Here is a 20086-nt window from a genome sequence, read left to right on the forward strand (position 1 = left end):
TCATGGGCGTCATCCATGTGACCGACCGGGCCGGCCAGCGCCACACCCTCGAGGCCATCGAGGGCTGGCGGGTGATGGAGATCATCCGGGACTGGGGCCTGCCCATCGAGGGCCTGTGCGGCGGGGCCTGCGAATGCGCGACCTGCCACGTCTTCGTCGCCGAAGAATGGCTCGGCAGGCTCTATCCGCCCACCGAGGAGGAAGAGGACCAGCTCGACACCGTGATGACGCAGCCCAATTCGCGCCTCTCCTGTCAGATCCTCTGGACTCCCGAACTCGACGGCCTGGAGGTCACCCTCGCGCCGACCGGGGCCTGACCGTCACCCTGCCACATTGCCAAAGCTGAAGAGACCGTGTTTCGAAAGGGTCTCTCGAAGGAGCCTGTTCATGACCGACCATATCGAAACGGACGTCGTCATCATCGGTGCCGGGCCCGTGGGCCTGTTCGCCGTGTTCGAACTGGGCCTCCTCGACATCAAATGCCACCTCATCGACATCTTGCCCAAGGTGGGCGGGCAATGCGCCGAACTCTATCCGGAAAAGCCGATCTACGACATCCCCGGCTTCCCGATGGTGACGGGCCAGGGCCTCGTCGACAACCTGATGGCGCAGATCGAACCGTTCCATCCGACCTTCCACCTGAACGAGATGGTGGAGAGCCTGGAATCCATCGGCACCCCCGAGGCGCCCCTGTTCCGGGTCAGGACGTCCGAGAACGGCACCACCTTCACCTGCAAGGCCGTGATCATCGCGGCCGGCGGCGGCTCGTTCCAGCCCAAGAAGCCGCCGATCGAGAACATCGAGGCCTATGAGGGCACCGGCGTGTACTACGCCGTGCGCAAGATGGAGATGTTCCGCAACAAGAAGGTGCTCATCGTGGGCGGCGGCGATTCCGCCCTCGACTGGACGGTGAACCTCCAGCCCATCGCCAAGCGCCTGACCCTCCTGCACCGCCGCGACGCCTTCCGGGCCGCGCCGCACACGGTGGAGAAGATGCGCTCTCTCGTGGCCTCCGGCGACATGGATCTCCATCTCGGCCAGGTGACCTCTCTCAAGGGCGAGGAGCCCGTCCTGGAAGGCGCGGTGATCCGAAAGGACGACGGCTCGGAGTTCACGGTCGATTGCGACGTGATGCTGCCGTTCTTCGGGCTGACCATGAAGCTCGGTCCGATCGCCGACTGGGGTCTGAACCTGCACGAGAACCTGATCCCGGTCGATACGGAGAAGTTCGAGACCAACGTGCCCGGCATCTTCGCCATCGGCGACATCAACACCTATCCGGGCAAGCTTAAGCTCATCCTCTCGGGCTTCCACGAAGGCGCGCTGGCAGCCCAGAAAGTGCACCGCTACGTGTATCCGGAGAAGAAACTCCTGTTCCAATACACGACCTCGTCCACGAGCCTGCAAAAGAAGCTCGGCGTCGCGGCCTGAGGCCTTTCACGCCGCGTTTCGCCGACAGATTCTGCATGTCATGGCCGGGCTCGTCCCGGCCATCCCGATCGGGAAGCGTTGCGCTTCACGCCATCCGGATCGCCGACACGGGGCCGGCGAGGCAATCGCTCTTCCTCTTGCGAAGCAGGCCGGTTCCTGAAACTCTCCGGTCCATGACCAGCACGACAGATCTCACCCTCGGCCGCCGCGTGATGGCGATGATCGAGGATCTCGCCCAGCATACGGACGAACCCGGCCGCCTCACCCGCCTCTATCTCTCCGACGCCCATCGCCGGGCGGCGGACGCCACGCTCCGCCTGATGCGGGAAGCCGGTCTGAACGCCCATATCGATGCTCTCGGCTCCGTCATCGGGCGGATCGAGGGCACCGATCCGGAAGCCCCTGCCCTCCTCATCGGCTCCCATATCGACTCCGTGGTCGATGCCGGCCGCTACGACGGCAATCTCGGGGTCGTGCTCGGCATCGCCGTGGTCGAAGCCTTGCGGCGGCAGAACCTCGCCCCCTCCTGCCCCATCGAGGTCGTCGCCTTCGGTGACGAGGAGAATGTGCGCTTTCCGAGCAACCTCTCCACGTCCCAGGCGCTTGCGGGCCGCTTCAACCGGGCCTGGCTCGACGGCCGGGACCGGGACGGGATCACCTTCCGCGAGGCGCTGATCCGCTTCGGCGGCGACCCGGATGGAATCGCGGCGCTTGCCCGCGACCCGGCGCGGTACCGCGGGTACCTGGAGGTGCATATCGAGCAGGGACCGCTTCTGGAAGCAAAGGACCTTCCAGTGGGCATCGTGTCGGCGATCAACGGCATCACGCGGGCGCGCTGCAGCGTGATCGGTGAAGCGGGCCATGCGGGCACCGTACCGATGACCATGCGCCGCGATGCGCTCGCGGCCGTGGCCGAGATGATCGGCATCGTCGAGCGCGCAGGCTCGACACGCACCGACACGGTGGCGACCGTGGGCGCGGCGCAGGTGCAGCCCGGCGCGATCAACGTCATTCCGGCGCGGGTCGATTTCACCCTCGATGCCCGGTCCCCGGACGATGCGGTGCGGCTTGCGATGATGCAGGACATCGTGACCGAGTGCCAGGCCGCCGCGCAGAGGCGGGGTGTGGCGTTCACCATCGAGCCGTTCATGGAATCGCCCGCGACGCCCATGGACAAGGGTTTGGCCGGGGAACTCGAAGAGGCCGTGAGGAGCCTCGGCCTCGAGCCGCTGCATCTCTCCTCGGGCGCCGGTCACGACGCGGTCGCGATGGCCGGACTCTGCCCGTCCGCCATGCTCTTCGTGCGCTGCAAGGGCGGCATCAGCCACAACCCGGCGGAGTCGATCACCGTCGAAGACGCGGATGTGGCGGCCCGCGTGCTGATGGACACGGTCAAGCGGGTTGCCGCGTGAGATCCGCGTGATGAAACAGGTTCCGACAATCGCGTTCGTCGACGATGCCTCCGCGCTGCATCCGATCGTCCTGGAGGGCGTGCGGGACTTCAACAGAACTCTCTTCACCGGCCTTCCACCGGGCCGCGATCTCGCCATCGCCCTCCGGGATCCCGACAGCAACGAGCCTGTCGGGGGGCTCTGCGGCCGCATGAACGGCGGCTGGCTCGCCATCGAGCTCCTTTTCGTGCCCGCGGCCTTCCGCGGCATGGGCCTTGCCACGCGGCTGATCGCGATGGCCGAGGACGAGGCCCGAAGCAAGGGCTGCCACTCGGCCTGGATCGACACGCTCAACCCCAAGGCGCTCGAACTCTATCGGCGCCTCGGATACGAGATCTTCGGCGAACTCGAGAATTATCCCGTCGGCGGCAGCCGCTTCTTCCTGCAGAAGAAGCTCGGGCCCGTGACCTGACGCGGATCATCCGCGCCACTCATCCGCGAGCACGGCCCAGCGCTCGTGATCGCGCCATTCCCCGTTGATCTTGAGATAGCGCGGTGAATAGCCTTCCTGGCGAAAGCCGAGCCGCGTGACGAGCGCTCGGGACGGTCCGTTGCCCGGCTGGATGTTGGCTTCGATGCGATGCAGGCCGAGTTCGCCGAAGGCATGCGAGACGACGAGTCCCACCGCCTGGCTCATGAGCCCGCGCCCGCTCATGCCGGCCATGCCGTAATAGCCCATATAGGCGCTCTGAAAAAAGCCCCGCACGATCTCGCTCAGATTCACCACGCCGACGATTTTGCCGCTCGCCCGCTCACGGGCGATGAAGCCGATGGAGCGGTCGCCGTCGCAGCGGTTGAGATAGCCGAGGAAGCTCGCATGATCGCGGCAGGGAGAGACCCAGGGTTCATGCAGGTCGATGCTGGCGAGATTCCCGGCAACCAGCTCGGCCGCGTCGGAGACGTGAACGGGACGGATCATAACGCGTGACGACATGAGGTTCATTCCAGCTTCAGGAACCATGGCATACACACATCGTTGTCGTCAGCCCCTCCTCACAACATAAGGAATGGTCCATGCGAGCCATCATTCTCCCCGCCTTTGCCCTTGTCCTCGGCGCCGGCTTCCTTGCTGCACCGCAAGAGGCGCAGGCCCGTTTCGGCGCCGAGCAGCTGCAGGCGCCGACCCTTGTGGACAATGTGCAGTGCGTCACGCGCCGCGTCCGCACCGTTCTCCCGAACGGCCGGGTGGTCTTCCGGACCGTGCGGGATTGCGGCGTGCGGCCGGGCTGGGGCCGGGTCGATCGCTGCCGCACGGTGCGCGAGCGCGTGGTGCGGCCCAATGGACGCATCGTGTACCGCGAGGTTCGCCGCTGCCGCTGATCAAGCGCAGCACCGATGAATCGAGGGCCCGGTCGCACCGGGCCCTTTTTCCTTACTCGAGTTCGCCGACGGCGCTCTCGACGGCTTCGACCACCGCGCCGGACCGTACCAGGTCGAGCGCCTGGCGCATCTCGGTCGCGTACCAGCGATCGCCTTCGAGCGCCGGCGGAATCACGGCCCGTATGGCCTCCATGGCGGCGCGCGAGCCCTTGCCGAGCGGATGATCCGTCGCGAGCGGCTCCACGAGCGTGAGCGCCTGCGCGGCCATCAGCAATTCGCCGGCCACGATCTGCTCCACGTTCTCGACGACAATACGCGCCTTGCGCCCGCACCAGGTCGAGTTGGAGACGTGATCCTCGGCATTCGACTTGCCGGGAATGGAGTCGACCGAGCCCGGCGTCGCCAGCCCGCGGTTCTCCATCACCAGCGCCGACAGGGAGCACTGCACGGTCGCAAATCCCGTGTTGAGACCGCGCTTGCCGGCGAGCAGGTTGCGCGGCAGCCCGTAGGACATGGTAGGGTCGATCAGGCGCGCGAGGCGCCGCTCGGAGATCGCCCCGAGATCCGCCATGGCGATGGCGAGGAAGTCCATCGCCTGCGCCATGTACTGACCATGGAAGTGCCCGCCCGAGATCGACACGTAGCCGCCCTGGCCGTCGTCGAAGATCAGCGGGTTGTCGGTGGCAGAGTTCATCTCCGTGCCGATGATGCGCTCCACGTATTCCACCGCCTCGATGGCGGGCCCGTGAACCTGCGGCGTGCAGCGCAGGGAATAGACGTCCTGCACGCGGGGAGCCGCCGGGGCTCCGGGCTGACGCGGCTCGTCGGGAAACACGACGTCGCGCGCGGCCTGCGAGCAGCGCTTCGTGCCGTCGAGGATGCGCAGCAGGTTGCGGGCCACGCGGGCCTGTCCCGGATGAGGACGCGCCCTGTGCACGCGGGGATCGAAGGCCGCGAGCTCGCCGCGCATGGCCTCGAGCGACAGGCACATGGCGATGTCGGCCTGCTTCAGCAGGCGGCGCGCGTCGTGCGTGGCCAGCGCCCCGAGGGCGAGCGACGTGGTCGAGCCGTTGATGAGAGCGGAGGCATCCTTCGCGCCGAGTTCGAAATCGGGATCGAAGCCGGCCGCCCGGATGGCCTCGCGGGCCGGCATCCGGCGGCCGCGATAGATCATCTCGGCCTCCTCGAAGCCGCAGACCGCGCCGGCCATGTGGGCGAGCGGCGCAAGATCGCCCGACGCGCCGACGGAGCCTTTTTGCGGAATGACCGGATGCAGGCCCGCGTTGACGAACGCGATGAGGCGCTCGACCAGTTCGACGCGCGGGCCGGAATAGTTCGACGCGAACGCATTGGCCCGCAGGAGCATCATGGCGCGGGTCACGTCCTCGGCGAACGGCTCCCCGACCCCGGTGGCGTGGGCATAGACCGTCTTGCGCTGGTAGGCCGCCATGTCGCTGATGAGGACGCGCTGGTCCTTGAACAGGCCGACGCCCGTGTTGAAGGCATACATGAGCGGCGCGTCATCGTGCATCCAGGTGCGGTCGATGTAGTCCCGTGTCGCCGCAATGCGCTCGCGCGCCTCCGGCGCCAGGGTGGCGGGCGCAAAGGCTCCGCTGGCATCGGGGCGCGCCACGCGCACCACATCCTGAATGCCGAGAGTGGCGCCGTCGAGCTTGACCGTCATCGCTGTTCCTCACGTTGAAGGAAAAGGGATACCCAGGCTTCGAACGCCGTGCAACCGCCTCGACGTCGTCACCGGGACAGGCCCGGTGATGGCGTGGAGGGTGAACACCCGGTCCGGCACTGACACCCTCCGCACGTCATGGCCGGGCTTGTCCCGGCCATCCCGATCCGAAAAGCGCGGCGTTCCAAGTCATCGGGATCACCGGCACGAGGCCGGTGATGACGTTGAGGGCCAGCCATGACGTGGAGCGTGCCAGCACGCGCCGAGGAAGCCGGTCCCGTGGCGCGCAACCGACGCCCCTGGCCATTACCCTTCCCTCCGGGGCGCACGGGTGCCATCCTTCGGGACGGGCCTGCGGCCCGCCTCGCGATGAGGGTGGAGACGGGGCGAGGGGCATGACGGCGCCCGCACGGCGAAAGGGCCCCGAGCTCAAAGCCCGGGGCCCCTGGTCTCCATGACGGCCGGCTCGGCGGCCGGGAGGTCAGGCCTTGCCGAGACGGCGGGTGGTCTGGGGGTCGAAGAGATGGACGTTGGCCGGGTCGACCGACAGGGTCAGCCGGCGGGTCTCGGCCGGGATCTGACCGGTGGAGGCCTGAACGACGAAGTCGGCGCCCGCGACCTTGCCGTGGAAGAGCTGGGTCGCGCCGAGTTCCTCCACGAAGTCCACATCCATGGAGAGAGAGCTCGAGCCGGCGCCGCCCGCCTGGACGTCCTCCGGACGCAGGCCCACCTCGATGGCAGAGCCCGGCGTAAGGCCGTCGCGCATGTCCGTGACCGTGATCACCTGTCCGCCGACCGACACCCGGCCGGGCCCCTCGACCTTGCCGGGCAGGATGTTCATGGGCGGCGAGCCGATGAAGGTGGCGACGAACCGGGTCTCGGGCCGGCGGTAGACGTCCGACGGGGTGCCGACCTGCTCGATCTGACCGCCGGACATCACCACGAGCTTGTCGGAGAGCGTCATCGCCTCGACCTGGTCGTGGGTCACGTAGATCGACGTCACGCCGAGAGCCTTCTGCAGGCGCTTGATCTCGACCCGCATCTGCACACGCAGCTTGGCGTCGAGATTCGAGAGCGGCTCGTCGAACAGGAACACCTGGGGCTTGCGCACGATGGCGCGGCCCATGGCGACGCGCTGGCGCTGGCCGCCGGAGAGCTGTCGCGGCTTGCGGGTGAGGAAGGATTCGATGGCCAGGATGCGGGCCGCTTCCTTCACGCGCTTCTCGATCTCGTCCTTCGGCGTGCCGCGGTTCTTCAGGCCATAGGCCATGTTGTCGTAGACGGTCATATGCGGGTAGAGCGCATAGTTCTGGAACACCATGGCGATGTCGCGATCGGCCGGCTCGACCTGGTTCACGACCCGGTCGCCGATCTTCACCTCTCCGTCGGAAATCGTCTCGAGGCCCGCGATCATCCGGAGCAGCGTGGACTTGCCGCAGCCGGACGGGCCGACGAGGACGCAGAAGGAGCCGTCCTCGATTCCGAGAGAGACGCCCTTCACGGCCTCCACATTGCCCGCATAGATCTTCCTGACGGTATCGAGTGTGACCCCTGCCATCGTTTCGTTCCTTTTATCGTTGCCCGCGCCGCCCTGGGCCGCAGGCGAAAATTTCGATGATGTGAGAAGGAGCCCCTCCGCCGAAACGGAAGGGCCCTGCGCGTTTCCCGCGTCACTTCTCCGTTTCGACCAGACCCTTCACGAAGAGCCTCTGCATGAAGATGACGACCAGCACCGGCGGCACCATCGCCAGCACGGCCGTCGTCATGGCGATGTTCCACTCCGTGAGCGCATCGGTGGTCGTGATCATCTTCTTGATGCCGATGACGATGGTCTGCATCGAGCTTTTCGTGGTGATCAGCAGCGGCCAGAGATACTGGTTCCATCCATAGATGAACTGAATCACGAAGAGTGCCGCGATCGTTGTCATGGAAAGCGGAAGCAGCGTGTCCTTGAAGAAGCGGAACGCGCCCGCGCCGTCGATCTTCGAGGCTTCCAGAAGCTCCTCGGGAATGGTCATGAAGAACTGCCGGAACAGGAGCGTGCCGGTCGCCGACGCGATGAGCGGCAGGATGAGACCGGAATAGGTGTCAAGGAGGCCCAGATCCGCGACGATCTTGTAGGTCGGATAGATACGCACTTCGACCGGAAGCATCAGGGTGATGAAGATGACCCAGAACGCCGTCCTGCGGAACGGGAACCTGAAATACACCACCGCATAGGCCGACAGGATCGAGATCAGGATCTTCCCGAATGCGATTCCCAGCGCGACGATCATGGAATTGATCATCATGCCCATCACCGGCTCGCGAGCCGTCTTGCCCCCGTAGAACAGCGCCCGGGAGTAGTTTTCCAGCGTCTGATCGCCCGGGGTCAGCGGCATGTTGCCGTTGATGATGGTGGCGGTGTCGAAGGTCGACGCCATGATCGCGAGATAGACCGGAAAGGCCACCAGGATGACGCCGATGACCAGCGTCAGATAGGCCATGAAGTCTCTAAAGGGACGGTTCTCGACCATCAGTACTGTACCTTGCGTTCGACATAGCGGAACTGGATGGCGGTCAGCGCGATCACGATGACCATGAGGACCACCGACTGGGCGGCCGACAGGCCGAGATCGCCACCCGACCGGCCGTCCGCATAGACCTTGTAGACGAGGGTCGTGGTCGTTCCGGCCGGACCGCCGCCCGTCACGGCATCGATGATGCCGAACGTCTCGAAGAACACGTACACGATGGTCACGACGAGAAGGAAGAAGGTAGTCGGCGACAGCAGCGGGAAGATGATCGTCCAGAAGCGGCGTATGGGCCCTGCGCCGTCGATGGCGCCAGCTTCGATCACGCTTTTCGGAATCGCCTGCAGGCCGGCGAGGAAGAAGAGGAAGTTGTAGCTGACATGCTTCCAGGTGGCGGAGAGCACGAGCAGGATCATGGCGTCCTTGCCGTCGAGCATGGGATTCCAGTTGAATCCCATGATGTTGAGCGGGCGTCCGAGCGTGCCGAGCGTCGGGTGGAACATGAACATCCACAGGACGCCCGCAATGGCGGGAGCCACCGCATAAGGCCAGATCAGCAGCGTCTTGAACGCGTGGCCGCCCCGCAGGGTCTTATCGGCCTGTGTGGCGAAAAGGAGCGCGACTGCGAGGGAGAAGAACGCCACCAGGGTCGAGAAGATCACCGTCGTGACCATGGCCCGATAATATTCAGGCTGCTCGAACACGGAGCTGTAGTTCTCGAAGCCGACGAATTCGGAGCTGAGACCGAAGGCGTCTTCCCGCAGGAACGACTGCCAGATGGCCTGCGATGCAGGCAGATAGAAGAAAATGATGGTGATCGCCATCTGCGGAACGATCAGCAGAAGTGGCAGCGTCCAACCTGAAAAATGAGCTCGTTTTTCCATCGCGATTACGGCTGTCCGGATGATGGGGGCAGATGGCGGCGGCAACCGGTCTGCGAAGGTGATCCATAAGATCATCCCGGGCAGCGGGGCCGCCCGGGATGAAAAGTCGTGCGGTCAGATCGCTTAGCGGCTGACGGAACGCTCGAACTGGCGCAGAATCTGGTTGCTGCGCGTCACGGCTGAGTCGAGAGCGTCCTTGGCTGGCTTCTGACCGGCCAGGGCAGCCTCGATCTCTTCCGACACCACGTCGCGGATCTGAACCATGTTGCCGAAGCGCAGACCGCGGGAGTTTTCGGTCGGCTCCTTGTTGGTCAGCTCCAGCAGCGGGGTCTGCAGGACGGGGTTCTTCTCATAGAAGCCCGAAGCCTTGGTCTTCTCGTAGGCTGCCTTGGTGATCGGAAGGTAGCCCGATTCCTGATGCAGCTTGGCCTGGCGGTCGGTGTCCGACAGGAAGGTGAAGAACTTGGCCACGCCCTTGTACTCTTCAGGCTTCTTGCCGCCCATGACCCACAGCGAAGCGCCGCCGATGATGGAGTTCTGCGGAGCGCCCTGGATGTCCGGGTAGTAGGGCATCGGCACGGACGTGAAGTCGAACTTCGCGTTGGCCTTCACGTTGCCGTAGAAGCCCGACGAGGTCAGGAAGATCGCGCATTCGCCCGAGGTGAAGCGGCCTTCGCTCTTCGAGTCGCGGCCCGAATAGTCGTAGGTCTTGTCCTTCTGCAGGTCGACGAGGTTCTGCAGGTGCTTCACGTGCGCCGGAGAGTTGAACTTCATCTCCGTGTCGAAGCCGTCGAGACCGTTGGCCTTGGTGGCCATCGGGATGTTGTGCCAGGCGGAGAACTGCTCGATGTTGGCCCAGGGCGCCCAGGCGTTCGAGAAGCCGCAGGTGTCGTGGCCGGCCGCCTTGAGCTTCTTGCCGGCTTCGAACACTTCCGGCCAGGTCTTCGGGATCTCGTTGACGCCCGCCTTCTTCAGCTCGTCCTTGTTGATCCACATGACCATCGAGGAGGAGTTGAACGGGAAGGACAGCATCTCGCCCTTCGCCGTGGAATAGTAGCCGGTGATCGCCGGCAGGTAGGCCTGCGGGTCGAACTTCTCGCCGGCTTCGGCCATCAGCTGGTAGACGGGCTTGATCGCCCCGCGGGCGCCCATCATGGTCGCCGTGCCGACTTCGAAAACCTGCAGGATGTGGGGAGCGTTGCCCGCGCGGAACGCGGCGATGCCGGCGTTCAGGGTGTCGGCGTACTGGCCCTTGTAGCTGACGACGACCTTGTATTCGTTCTGGGACTTGTTGAACTCGTCCGCCAGACGGTTCACGACGTCGTTATTGGCACCCGTCATGGCGTGCCACCACTGGATCTCGGTCTGGGCGAAGGCGGAGGTGCTCGTCGCCAGGCCGATGGCCAGAGCGCCGAGGAGGGACTTCTTCATCATAGTAATCTCTCCCATGTCATCCCGTCGGGGACGTTCTTGTCGTTCATCACCCCGGCATTAAGGCCGGATGACGTTTCTATGACGAAAACATGACAATCATAGCCGGCTTCAAAATGGAAGCCCTTTCATCCAAAAGACTTAACGGCCGATGTCGGGAACAGCCCGGAACACCTCTTCGTTGAGGGAGTAACTTAACGGAAGAAACCCATGCCCCAGATGATCGCCGCCCTGTTCAGGGATCCCGCCCAGGCCCACCAAGCCCTGCAATCCCTGCTGGAAATGGGCATCGCCCAGAACCGAATCGTCGCCGCCGGCAATGCGGAGGCCCGCGAGATCTCGTCGATCTCCGGCTTCCGCAGCCTGTCGGCCCGGGACGACACCCTCGACGCGCTGCACGACCTGAACCTGCCGGACTCCGACAAGCGCCTCTTCGAGCAGGGCCTGCGGAGGCATTGCGTCCTGATCGCCGCTCAGGTCGACCGGGACAATGTCGAGGAGGCCGTGCGGGTGCTGGAGATGTTCGATCCGGTCGACCTCGACGGCAGCAGCCGCGAATGGCTCGAGGGGAGCGGGTCCGACCGGGCGGGAGCCGATACGGGGGCGCCCCTGGCGGCCGGGATCACCGGCGGATCGGGCGCCGGCACGACCACCACGGGCACGCTGCCCGGCATGGGCCTCATGGCGGATGGCTCGGACGATCTCGGCACCGCGGACCTGAGGACGGACGCGTTCGCCCAGACCGACCAGGGCTCGGGCACGACGGTCGGCACCGGCGCGCGCCGCGCCGAGGAGCGGGCCGACCGGGAGGGTGTCAACGAGCTTGCCGTCGACACCCGGCCCGATGCGGACCAGCCCGGACTGATGCAGCGCCACATGAATCGGGGCGGCCGGATCTGGGCCTATCGCACCGCCGACTAGACGGGTCTCTAAAGCACCGAGAGCAAGGACCCCGAAAGGGGCAGGCCCGTTCCGGGCCGTGGCTCAGATCACGTTGCGTTCGAGCAGCGGACGATTGGCGAGAACGCGCTCGTAGCCGAGCTCGGACAGATCGAGCGTCCGGTAGCCGCCGTGGACGATCAGCTCGGCCAGGCCCCGGCCCACCGCCGGGGCCTGCTGCAGGCCGTGGCCGGAGAAGCCGTTGCAGAGGTAGAAGTTCGCGAGCTCGCCGGCCTGGCCGATGATCGCGTTGTGGTCGAGGAGGCTCATGTCGTAGGGACCGGACCATGCCCGGCCCGGCCGGATCGCCTCGAAGGCCGGGACGCGGTTCGCCAGGTTCGGCCAGATGAACTCCTCGAAAAACGCGTGATCGATCTCCTGGCTGGCCGGATCCTCGTCGGACCAGTCGGGATCGAGATCCGCCTCGGGGGAGGCGCCGCAGATGAAATGCCCCTCCCCTTCGGGCCGCACATAGGCGCCGGAGGTATCGATGAGCAGCGGGCAGTTCTCGACCCGCTCCTTGCAGGAGAAGGTGAAGACGTAGCGGCGCTTGGCCTGGACCGGAATGTCGAGCCCGGCCATGGCCGCCACGGCGCGTCCGCCGGAGCCCGCGCAGTTGACGAGCGTGCCGCAGGGGATGCGGGTGCCGTCCTTCAGCCGCACCGCGACGATCGCGCGGCCGTCCCGTTCGACCTCGGCCACCTCGCCCTTCACGTATTGGGCGCCGAGCGCACGGGCCTTCTTGCGGAAGGCCTGGAGCAGGCCCCAGCCGTCGAACCAGCCCTCCCCCGAACGCCCCCAGGTGCCCGCCGCCAGGTCCTCCACGTTGAGCCAGGGGAAGCGCTCCTTCAGGGCGGACGGGTTCAGGAACAGGATGTCCGCCCCCTCGGCCGCCTGGAGCGCCTGGTTCTCCGCCAGGATCGAGGCGCCGGCCTCCGACGCGCAATAGAGATAGCCGCCTTCCTTCAGGCCGATCTCCGGCCGGTCGCCGTCGACGGTCAGGTGATCGGCGATGCCGCGCAGGAACTGGATTCCATAGAGCGAGATGCGGATGTTCACCGCGCTGGAATATTGCTGGCGGATCGAGGCCGCCGACAGGGCCGAGGCGGAGAGCTGGTAGGTCGGATCCTTCTCGATGACGACCACGCGTCCCTTGAAGCCGGAATCGGCGAGCAGGTGATAGGCCGCGGAGGAGCCCATGACGGCGCCGCCGACGATCACGACATCGGCGGAAAGAGAGACTGAAGAGGTCATCGTTCGAATTTCGTTGAGAGAATGATGGAGGATTGCGTGCGCTCCACCCCGTCGAGGGCGCCGATCCTGTCGATGGCGGCATCGAGGGAGGGAACGTCCTCAGCCTCTACCACCGCCAGAAGATCGAATACACCCGCGACCGAATGAAGCGCGCGCAATTCTGGCATGCGCTGCAGCGCCGAGACCACGCCGCCGGAGGCCTTGGGCGCCACCACGATGGTCACGTGCGCCCTCACCATGCGGCTCGCGACCTCTTCGGCAAGGCGCAGGGTATAGCCGGCGATCACCCCACGGCGCTCCAGGCTCTCGACCCGGGCCTGCACGGTGGTGCGGGAGAGCCTGAGCCGTCGCGCCGCCTCCGCATGGCCGATCCGGGCATTCTCCCGCAGGAGCGCAATCAAGGCACGATCGGTGGCGTCGAGCATCATTGTGACCAATCGAAATGGCAATATGCCGAAAACTACCCGTCCTTTCGTCAGCTTGTCCATGGCGTTCTGCACGGCTTTGCCGTTTTCTGAGAGAACCACAGGGAGATTTCCATGCACTCGATCCTCGTCATCGGGGCCGGCAAGATCGGCTCCACCATCGTCGACATGCTTCACGAGACCGGCCACTACAGCGTCACCGTCGCGGACGCTTCGGACGCCGCCCTCGAGGCCGTCGCCAAGGATGGGGTGAAGACGCTTCAGCTCGACTTCAATGACGCGGTCGCCCTCCAGAATGCGCTCAAGGGCCATTTCGCGGTCCTGAGCGCCGCCCCCTATCACCTGACCGGCCACGTGGCCCAGGCGGCCCGCCTCGCGGACGTCAACTATTTTGACCTGACCGAGGACGTGGCCACCACCCGCATGGTGAAGGAGCTCTCCGAGGGCGCCGCCACGGCCTTCATCCCCCAATGCGGCCTCGCCCCCGGCTTCATCTCCATCGTGGCGCACGACATCGCGCGCCGCTTCGACAAGCTCGACACGGTGCGCCTGCGCGTCGGCGCCCTGCCGCAATACCCGTCGAACGCCCTGTCCTACAATCTCACCTGGAGCACGGACGGCGTCATCAACGAGTATATCGAGCGCTGCGAGGCGGTGGTCGACGGCAAACTGCGCGAGGTTCCGGCCATGGAGGAGCTCGAGGAGTTCTCCCTCGACGGCACCCGCTACGAGGCCTTCAACACCTCCGGCGGTCTCGGCACCCTGTGCGAGACGCTGGAAGGCAAGGTGCGCAACCTGAATTACAAGACCATCCGCTACCCCGGCCACTGCGCCCTGATGCGGGTCCTCCTCAACGACCTGCAGCTGCGCAACCGCCGCGAGATCCTGAAGGACATCCTGGAGAATGCGGTTCCGGCCACCATGCAGGACATGGTCATCGTCTTCGTGACCGTGACCGGCGAGCGCGGCGGACGCTACGTGCAGGAAACCTATGCCCGCAGCGTCTACGGCCAGAAGGTCGCCGGCGTCCAGCGCACGGCCATTCAGGTCACCACCGCGGCCGGAATCTGCGCCATGCTCGACCTGCTCGTGGAAGGCAAGCTGCCGAAACAGGGTTTCGTGCGCCAGGAGGAGATCGATCTCGACACCTTCCTGGCCAATCGTTTCGGCCGCGTCTATGCGGGCGAGCGCCTGGACGAGGGCCACGAGCCGGCCGCGAAGAACATCCGCCTCGACTCGGCGGCATGAGGAACTGGACTGGGCTCCCGCTTCACGGGAAGCGGGAGCGTTCCGAGTTCTTGACCATTTGGCATGACCCTATTCGGGAAAAGCAGTTCCCAGCGCGTCCGGTCATGCATTAAGACGGTGGCATGAAAGCCGCCGTCGTTTCGTTTCAACGACAAGCGAAGGTGGCGGGCCGGCATGTGCCCAAGCCCGCACCGAGGGAGACCCACCATGACCGCGAGCCTGAAACCCGTATCCTCAACGCCCGACTCCGTCGCGGACGAGGCCCGCGCCATTCTCGCGCGCCTCGGCGTGCCGGAGAGCGCCTTCGCGGCCGCCGGCCGTCCGGCCCGGTCGCCGATCACCGGCGAAGTGATCGCCCATGTGCGCGAGACCACGCCCGAGGAGGCCAAGGCCGCCATCGGCCGGGCGGATGCCGCCTTCAAGGCCTGGCGCAAGGTCCCGGCACCCAGGCGCGGCGAGTTCATCCGCCTGCTCGGCGAGGAGCTGCGCGCCGCCAAGGACGATCTCGGCCGCCTCGTCACCCTGGAGGCGGGCAAGATCGTGTCCGAGGGTCTCGGCGAGGTTCAGGAGATGATCGACATCTGCGACTTCGCCGTCGGCCTCTCCCGCCAGCTCTACGGTCTTACCATCGCGACCGAGCGCGCCGATCACCGCATGATGGAGACCTGGCATCCGCTCGGAATCTGCGGCGTCATCTCGGCCTTCAACTTCCCGGTGGCCGTGTGGTCCTGGAACGCGGCGCTCGCCCTCGTGTGCGGAGACAGCGTGGTGTGGAAGCCTTCCGAGAAGACCCTGCTCACGGCGCTCGCCACGCACGCCATCGTCGAGCGCGCCGCCAAGCGCTTCGGCGGCGTGCCGGAGGGCCTGTGCGAGGTGATTCTGGGCGGCCGCGAGGTCGGCCAGGTTCTCGTCGAGGACAGCCGCGTGCCGGTTCTCTCCGCCACCGGCTCCACCGCCATGGGCCGCCAGGTCGGCCCGAAGCTCGCCGAGCGCTTCGCCCGGGCGATCCTGGAGCTCGGCGGCAACAACGCCGCCATCGTGGCGCCCTCGGCCGACCTCGATCTCGCCCTGCGCGGCATCGCGTTCGCCGCCATGGGCACGGCGGGCCAGCGCTGCACGACCCTGCGCCGTCTCTTCGTGCATGACAGCGTGTACGACCAGCTCGTGCCGCGCCTCGCAAAGGTCTATGGCAGCGTAAAGATCGGCGATCCGCGTACCGAGGGCACGCTGGTCGGGCCGCTGATCGACAAGGCGGCCTTCGACGGTATGGAGCGCGCCCTCGACGAGGCCCGCGCGGCCGGCGGCAAGGTGCATGGCGGCGGACGCTACACCGACCTGGCGAATGACGGTTTCTATGCCCGTCCTGCGCTCGTCGAGATGCCGAGCCAGACCGGCCCGGTGACGCGCGAGACCTTCGCGCCGATCCTCTACGTGATGCGCTACTCGGATTTCGACCAGGTGATCGAGCTGCACAATGCGGTCGGTGCCGGTCTCTCCTCGTCGATCTTCACCCTCAACCTGCGCGAGGCAGAGGCCTTCGTGTCGGCCGTCGGCTCCGATTGCGGCATCGCCAACGTGAATATCGGCCCCTCGGGCGCCGAGATCGGCGGAGCCTTCGGGGGCGAGAAGGAAACGGGCGGCGGACGCGAGTCCGGCTCGGACGCCTGGAAGGCCTATATGCGCCGCGCCACCAACACGATCAATTACGGCTCCACGCTTCCGCTCGCCCAGGGCGTGAAGTTCGACGTCGACGCCTGATCCTGTCAAACTCATCGAGCGGAGGGCACTAGCCCTCCGTTTTGTTGTCGACCCTCTTAATTCACGAGCCTTCCATGACAGCGCCCTCCCGCACCGGCGGCCAGATTCTTGTCGATCAGCTTAACCTGCATGGGGTCGATCACATCTTCTGCGTGCCGGGCGAGAGCTATCTGGCCGCCTTGGACGCCTTGCACGATGCGAACATCACCGTGACGGTCTGCCGCCAGGAAGGCGGCGCCGCCATGATGGCGGAGGCCTACGGCAAGCTCACCGGACGCCCGGGCATCTGCTTCGTCACCCGCGGCCCCGGCGCAACGAACGCCTCGCCCGGCATCCATATCGCCAAGCAGGATTCCACCCCGATGATCCTGTTCGTCGGCCAGATCGAGCGCGGCATGCGCGAGCGCGAGGCGTTCCAGGAACTCGATTACCGGGCAGCCTTCGGTCCGCTCGCCAAATGGGCCACCGAGGTGGACGATCCGGCACGCTTCCCCGAGATCCTTTCGCGCGCCTTCCATGTGGCGACCTCCGGCCGCCCCGGTCCGGTCGTGATCGCGCTGCCGGAAGACGTTCTCACCGAGATGGCCGCGGTCGCCGACGCGCCGCGCTACCAGGTCATCGAGACCCATCCGGGACTGACGCAGATGGCGGAGCTGCAGAAGCTGCTGCACGGCGCGAAGAAGCCGATCGCCCTTCTCGGCGGCAGCCGCTGGTCCGAGGTCGCCGTCCAGCGCTTCGTACGCTTCGCCGAGCGCTTCGAGCTGCCCGTCGCCTGCACGTTCCGCCGCCAGATGCTGTTTCCGGCCGATCATGCCTCCTATATCGGCGACCTCGGCCTTGGCGTGAATCCGAAGCTTCTCGCGCGCATCAAGGAGGCCGACCTCGTCCTGCGCGGACGCCTGTCGGAGGTTCCGAGCCAGGCCTATACGCTCCTCGACATTCCCGCGCCGCAGCAGACCCTGGTGCATGTCCATCCAGATCCGAGCGAGCTCGGCCGCGTCTATGCTCCGCACCTTGCCATCAACGCCTCGCCGGTCGCCTTCACGGCGGCGCTGGAAGGCGTGCATCCGCCGGCCTCTCTGCCCTGGAGCGAGGGCACGCAAACCGCCCATGCGGACTATCTGGCCTGGAGCGATCCGAGCGCCATCCGCACCGCCGGCGGCCTGCAGATGGGCGAAGTGATGGCTCACCTGCGCAAGGTGATGCCGTCCGACACGATCTTCTGCAACGGCGCCGGAAATTTCGCCACCTGGGTGCACCGTTTCTGGCCCTTCCGCGAGTACGGCACGCAGCTTGCGCCCACGTCCGGCTCCATGGGCTACGGCGTCCCCGCCGCGGTCGGCGCCAAGCGCATCCGGCCCGACAGCCCCGTGGTGGTGTTCGCCGGCGACGGCGACTTTCTCATGAACGGGCAGGAATTCGCCACCGCCGTGCAGTACGACTTGCCGATCCTGGTGATCCTGCTCGACAACGGCATGTACGGCACGATCCGCATGCACCAGGAGCGGGAATATCCCGGCCGTGTCTCGGCCACCATGCTGAAGAACCCCGACTTCGCGGCCTACGCCAAGGCCTTCGGCGGCTATGGCGAGCGGGTGACGAACACGGAGGAGTTCGGCCCCGCCCTGCAGCGTGCGCTCACCTCCAGCAAGCCGGCGATCCTCCATTGCATCATCGACCCGGAAGTCATCACGCCCACCATGTCGCTCTCGTCGATCCGCGACAAGGCGCTGGCCGGGAAGAAGTAGGCGCCGTCCTTGCAAAGGCCTCGGACCAAGTCCGGCCGGGAACTCACACGCACGTCATCACCGGGCTTGTCCCGGTGATCCCGATTGCCTGAAGCGCCGCGCCCCACCGCGCTAGAGCATCGGACGGAAAAGTGGATCCGGTTTTCGCTGGCGCGGCCCGCTGGGTCCGTTCTGACCGATGCTCTCGTTCAAGAAGAAAGCATCGGATGGATCCCAAAAGTGCAAGTCCACTTTTGGGTCCGATGCTTTAAGATGGCCGGGATGAGTCCGGCCATAAAGCTGTGAGATATCGAAGATCTCCGGTCAGCCGTTCCCGGCCTTCGCTGCGCGGCCCGGGCACGATTCCATCGCAGCCTCGAAGGCCTCGCTCGCCGGCCTGACCCGGATCGCGGCGTTTCCGGCATCGAACCCGTCGAGCAGAGTGTTGTGGTGATCGACGATCAGCGATGGCATGTCGGCCGTGGTATGGGCGTCGGCCACGAGCGTGACGTCATAGCCGAGGCTCACGGCGCGCCGGCAGGTGGTGTCGACGCAGTACTGCGTCATGAGACCGGCGACGACGAGATGCCTGACGCCCCGGCCTGCAAGAACCGCCTGAAGATCCGTCTTGTAGAAGGAATCGCAGGCCGTCTTGCCGACCACGAGATCGTCGGCCGTCCGGCCGAGATCCCCGCAGATCTCCCAGCCGGGCGTGCCGGTTTCGAGACGATGCCCAGGCTCTCCGGCATGCTGGACGAAGATGATCGGCACACCCTGGCGCCGGGCCTCGCCCACGAGCCCGAAAATCCGGCGTCGCACCTCGTCGAAGCGCTGCCGCACCGCAGGACGCTCCGTGCCCTTGGCGGGACGAATTCCCGCCTGCACGTCGATGATGACGAGAGCCTTCGCCATCGCGATCAGGCCGCCTTGGCTTCCTCGAGGCGCCGGGCCACGAGGGTGCGCAAGGAGCGCAGATCCTTCACGAAGGAGCGGATGCCCTCGGCGAGCTTTTCGGTCGCCATGGCGACCTCGTTCAGGGCGAAGCGGAAGCTCTTCTCGTCGAGGCGGGCGGGCGGCTGGATCGTCTCCACATCGTCCGGCGACAGCCTGCGCGGCAACTCGCCCTGCGCGTTCGCCAGCTCGTCCAGAAGCGCGGGCGAGATGGTGAGGCGGTCGCAGCCGGCCAGCGCCTCGATCTCGCCGATATTGCGGAAGGAGGCGCCCATCACGACGGTCTTGATGCCCTGCGCCTTGTACGACGCATAGATGTTGCGCACCGAGACCACGCCCGGATCGGTCTCGCCCGTATAGGGCCCGCCGCCCGCCTTCACGTGCCAGTCCAGGATGCGGCCGACGAAGGGGGAGATCAGGAACACGCCCGCCTCCGCGCAGGCCTGGGCCTGAACCTGGGAGAACAGGAGCGTGAGGTTGCAGTCGATGCCTTCCTTCTGGAGGATCTCGGCCGCGCGGATACCCTCCCAGGTCGAGGCGATCTTGATCAGGACTTTCTCGCGCGAGACCCCGCGCTCCTCGTAGTCCTTGATGATGCTCCGCGCCGTCTTCACGGTGGCGTCCGTGTCGAAGGACAGGTCGGCATCCACCTCCGTCGAGACCCGGCCCGGCACGATCCCGGCCAGCTCGGCCCCGAAGGCGACAGCGAGCCGGTCGCAGATCGCCGCCACCACGGCCTCGCGGGCACCGCCCTGCTTGCGGCCCCAGGCGAGGGCCTCCTCGAGGAGGTGCCCATAGGCCGGAATTTCGACCGCCTTCAGGAGGAGGGTCGGGTTGGTGGTGCAGTCCTGCGGCTTGAGGCGGCGCACCGCGTCGAGGTCGCCCGTGTCGGCGACGACGACCGTCATGGCGCGCAATTGGTCGAGCTTGGAGGGCATCGGGGATCTCCGTGGGTTTGTCCTTTGGGTCTGACTTAGTCCCATAACAAGGCGACGTGAAGCCCTTGAGACTGTGACACCCATTTTCCGTCACCCTGACGATCAAACCTCCCCGTTGGGGCCGGGCTTGTC

19 protein-coding genes are annotated in these 20086 nt (G+C 66.1%); 9 read left to right on the forward strand and 10 right to left on the reverse strand.

What is annotated here, in order from left to right; genetic code table 11:
• Positions 1 to 2 precede the first annotated feature (2 nt).
• The 4 genes from NF876_RS19900 (at position 3) to NF876_RS19915 (ending at position 3294) form a co-directional block, all read left to right on the forward strand.
• On the forward strand, positions 3 to 317 hold the full coding sequence (locus tag NF876_RS19900; protein WP_173949453.1) for a 2Fe-2S iron-sulfur cluster-binding protein: 315 nt from the start codon (positions 3 to 5) through the stop codon (positions 315 to 317).
• 70 nt (positions 318 to 387) lie between these two features.
• Positions 388 to 1431, forward strand: a complete 1044-nt coding sequence (locus NF876_RS19905; RefSeq protein WP_262270382.1) for an NAD(P)/FAD-dependent oxidoreductase — start codon at positions 388 to 390, stop codon at positions 1429 to 1431.
• Positions 1432 to 1604: 173 nt separating this feature from the next.
• Positions 1605 to 2843 (forward strand): allantoate amidohydrolase, encoded by a 1239-nt coding sequence (locus NF876_RS19910; RefSeq protein ID WP_262270383.1) that lies wholly within the window; start codon positions 1605 to 1607, stop codon positions 2841 to 2843.
• A gap of 10 nt (positions 2844 to 2853) precedes the next feature.
• Positions 2854 to 3294 carry a GNAT family N-acetyltransferase gene (locus tag NF876_RS19915; protein ID WP_262270384.1) on the forward strand — a complete coding sequence of 147 codons (441 nt, stop codon included), beginning with the start codon at positions 2854 to 2856 and terminating at the stop codon, positions 3292 to 3294.
• Between the two features lie 6 nt (positions 3295 to 3300).
• Here NF876_RS19915 and NF876_RS19920 read toward each other — a convergent pair whose 3' ends face one another.
• Complete coding sequence (locus NF876_RS19920) at positions 3301 to 3816, reverse strand: GNAT family N-acetyltransferase (RefSeq protein ID WP_262270385.1); 516 nt, start codon at positions 3814 to 3816, stop codon at positions 3301 to 3303.
• Positions 3817 to 3896: 80 nt separating this feature from the next.
• Here NF876_RS19920 and NF876_RS19925 point away from each other — a divergent pair, with 80 nt between their 5' ends.
• Positions 3897 to 4202 (forward strand): hypothetical protein, encoded by a 306-nt coding sequence (locus NF876_RS19925; RefSeq protein WP_262270386.1) that lies wholly within the window; start codon positions 3897 to 3899, stop codon positions 4200 to 4202.
• 52 nt (positions 4203 to 4254) lie between these two features.
• Here the strand turns inward: NF876_RS19925 and NF876_RS19930 are convergent, their stop codons facing one another.
• From NF876_RS19930 to ugpB, 5 genes are all read right to left on the reverse strand, one after another.
• On the reverse strand, positions 4255 to 5886 hold the full coding sequence (locus NF876_RS19930; protein WP_262270387.1) for an HAL/PAL/TAL family ammonia-lyase: 1632 nt from the start codon (positions 5884 to 5886) through the stop codon (positions 4255 to 4257).
• Between the two features lie 481 nt (positions 5887 to 6367).
• Positions 6368 to 7444 carry a sn-glycerol-3-phosphate import ATP-binding protein UgpC gene (locus NF876_RS19935; RefSeq protein ID WP_262270388.1) on the reverse strand — a complete coding sequence of 359 codons (1077 nt, stop codon included), beginning with the start codon at positions 7442 to 7444 and terminating at the stop codon, positions 6368 to 6370.
• A gap of 112 nt (positions 7445 to 7556) precedes the next feature.
• The gene (gene ugpE / locus NF876_RS19940) at positions 7557 to 8402 is read right to left on the reverse strand and encodes a sn-glycerol-3-phosphate ABC transporter permease UgpE (protein ID WP_262270389.1); all 846 of its coding nucleotides are present in this window, start codon (positions 8400 to 8402) and stop codon (positions 7557 to 7559) included.
• Positions 8402 to 9283, reverse strand: coding sequence for a sn-glycerol-3-phosphate ABC transporter permease UgpA (gene ugpA, locus NF876_RS19945; RefSeq protein WP_262270390.1), 882 nt, complete (start codon positions 9281 to 9283; stop codon positions 8402 to 8404). Before ugpA ends, ugpE begins: the two co-directional genes overlap by 1 nt.
• Before the next feature lie 123 nt (positions 9284 to 9406).
• Positions 9407 to 10717, reverse strand: a complete 1311-nt coding sequence (gene ugpB / locus NF876_RS19950) for a sn-glycerol-3-phosphate ABC transporter substrate-binding protein UgpB (RefSeq protein ID WP_373371387.1) — start codon at positions 10715 to 10717, stop codon at positions 9407 to 9409.
• 207 nt (positions 10718 to 10924) lie between these two features.
• On the opposite strand from ugpB, the gene NF876_RS19955 reads away from it, so the two are divergent.
• Positions 10925 to 11635 (forward strand): hypothetical protein, encoded by a 711-nt coding sequence (locus tag NF876_RS19955; protein WP_262270391.1) that lies wholly within the window; start codon positions 10925 to 10927, stop codon positions 11633 to 11635.
• 63 nt (positions 11636 to 11698) lie between these two features.
• Here NF876_RS19955 and NF876_RS19960 read toward each other — a convergent pair whose 3' ends face one another.
• On the reverse strand, positions 11699 to 12907 hold the full coding sequence (locus NF876_RS19960; RefSeq protein ID WP_262270392.1) for an NAD(P)/FAD-dependent oxidoreductase: 1209 nt from the start codon (positions 12905 to 12907) through the stop codon (positions 11699 to 11701).
• Positions 12904 to 13335 (reverse strand): Lrp/AsnC family transcriptional regulator, encoded by a 432-nt coding sequence (locus tag NF876_RS19965; RefSeq protein WP_262270406.1) that lies wholly within the window; start codon positions 13333 to 13335, stop codon positions 12904 to 12906. Before NF876_RS19965 ends, NF876_RS19960 begins: the two co-directional genes overlap by 4 nt.
• A gap of 111 nt (positions 13336 to 13446) precedes the next feature.
• Here NF876_RS19965 and NF876_RS19970 point away from each other — a divergent pair, with 111 nt between their 5' ends.
• From NF876_RS19970 to NF876_RS19980, 3 genes are all read left to right on the forward strand, one after another.
• Positions 13447 to 14580, forward strand: coding sequence for a saccharopine dehydrogenase family protein (locus NF876_RS19970; protein ID WP_262270393.1), 1134 nt, complete (start codon positions 13447 to 13449; stop codon positions 14578 to 14580).
• Between the two features lie 207 nt (positions 14581 to 14787).
• The gene (amaB, locus tag NF876_RS19975) at positions 14788 to 16338 is read left to right on the forward strand and encodes an L-piperidine-6-carboxylate dehydrogenase (RefSeq protein WP_262270394.1); all 1551 of its coding nucleotides are present in this window, start codon (positions 14788 to 14790) and stop codon (positions 16336 to 16338) included.
• Between the two features lie 74 nt (positions 16339 to 16412).
• Positions 16413 to 18086 carry a thiamine pyrophosphate-binding protein gene (locus tag NF876_RS19980; RefSeq protein ID WP_262270395.1) on the forward strand — a complete coding sequence of 558 codons (1674 nt, stop codon included), beginning with the start codon at positions 16413 to 16415 and terminating at the stop codon, positions 18084 to 18086.
• A gap of 303 nt (positions 18087 to 18389) precedes the next feature.
• Here the strand turns inward: NF876_RS19980 and NF876_RS19985 are convergent, their stop codons facing one another.
• Positions 18390 to 18977, reverse strand: a complete 588-nt coding sequence (locus NF876_RS19985) for a cysteine hydrolase family protein (protein WP_262270396.1) — start codon at positions 18975 to 18977, stop codon at positions 18390 to 18392.
• 5 nt (positions 18978 to 18982) lie between these two features.
• A complete protein-coding gene (gene tal / locus NF876_RS19990; protein ID WP_262270397.1) occupies positions 18983 to 19954 on the reverse strand; it encodes a transaldolase in 972 nt (323 codons plus the stop codon).
• Between the last annotated feature and the right edge of the window lie 132 nt (positions 19955 to 20086).

The organism is Microvirga yunnanensis (genome assembly GCF_025460875.1).

Excerpts from the sequence above, each read along its gene's own strand:
- tal (WP_262270397.1), bottom strand. The coding sequence starts at position 19,954 with ATGCCCTCCAAGCTCGACCAATTGCGCGCCATGACGGTCGTCGTCGCC.
- NF876_RS19915 (WP_262270384.1), top strand. The coding sequence starts at position 2,854 with ATGAAACAGGTTCCGACAATCGCGTTCGTCGACGATGCCTCCGCGCTG.
- NF876_RS19910 (WP_262270383.1), top strand. The coding sequence starts at position 1,605 with ATGACCAGCACGACAGATCTCACCCTCGGCCGCCGCGTGATGGCGATG.
- NF876_RS19985 (WP_262270396.1), bottom strand. The coding sequence starts at position 18,977 with ATGGCGAAGGCTCTCGTCATCATCGACGTGCAGGCGGGAATTCGTCCC.
- NF876_RS19930 (WP_262270387.1), bottom strand. The coding sequence starts at position 5,886 with ATGACGGTCAAGCTCGACGGCGCCACTCTCGGCATTCAGGATGTGGTG.
- NF876_RS19970 (WP_262270393.1), top strand. The coding sequence starts at position 13,447 with ATGCACTCGATCCTCGTCATCGGGGCCGGCAAGATCGGCTCCACCATC.
- ugpA (WP_262270390.1), bottom strand. The coding sequence starts at position 9,283 with ATGGAAAAACGAGCTCATTTTTCAGGTTGGACGCTGCCACTTCTGCTG.
- NF876_RS19925 (WP_262270386.1), top strand. The coding sequence starts at position 3,897 with ATGCGAGCCATCATTCTCCCCGCCTTTGCCCTTGTCCTCGGCGCCGGC.
- NF876_RS19980 (WP_262270395.1), top strand. The coding sequence starts at position 16,413 with ATGACAGCGCCCTCCCGCACCGGCGGCCAGATTCTTGTCGATCAGCTT.
- NF876_RS19935 (WP_262270388.1), bottom strand. The coding sequence starts at position 7,444 with ATGGCAGGGGTCACACTCGATACCGTCAGGAAGATCTATGCGGGCAAT.
- NF876_RS19920 (WP_262270385.1), bottom strand. The coding sequence starts at position 3,816 with ATGTCGTCACGCGTTATGATCCGTCCCGTTCACGTCTCCGACGCGGCC.
- NF876_RS19900 (WP_173949453.1), top strand. The coding sequence starts at position 3 with ATGGGCGTCATCCATGTGACCGACCGGGCCGGCCAGCGCCACACCCTC.
- NF876_RS19960 (WP_262270392.1), bottom strand. The coding sequence starts at position 12,907 with ATGACCTCTTCAGTCTCTCTTTCCGCCGATGTCGTGATCGTCGGCGGC.
- ugpB (WP_373371387.1), bottom strand. The coding sequence starts at position 10,717 with ATGATGAAGAAGTCCCTCCTCGGCGCTCTGGCCATCGGCCTGGCGACG.
- NF876_RS19955 (WP_262270391.1), top strand. The coding sequence starts at position 10,925 with ATGCCCCAGATGATCGCCGCCCTGTTCAGGGATCCCGCCCAGGCCCAC.
- NF876_RS19905 (WP_262270382.1), top strand. The coding sequence starts at position 388 with ATGACCGACCATATCGAAACGGACGTCGTCATCATCGGTGCCGGGCCC.
- ugpE (WP_262270389.1), bottom strand. The coding sequence starts at position 8,402 with ATGGTCGAGAACCGTCCCTTTAGAGACTTCATGGCCTATCTGACGCTG.
- amaB (WP_262270394.1), top strand. The coding sequence starts at position 14,788 with ATGACCGCGAGCCTGAAACCCGTATCCTCAACGCCCGACTCCGTCGCG.
- NF876_RS19965 (WP_262270406.1), bottom strand. The coding sequence starts at position 13,335 with ATGATGCTCGACGCCACCGATCGTGCCTTGATTGCGCTCCTGCGGGAG.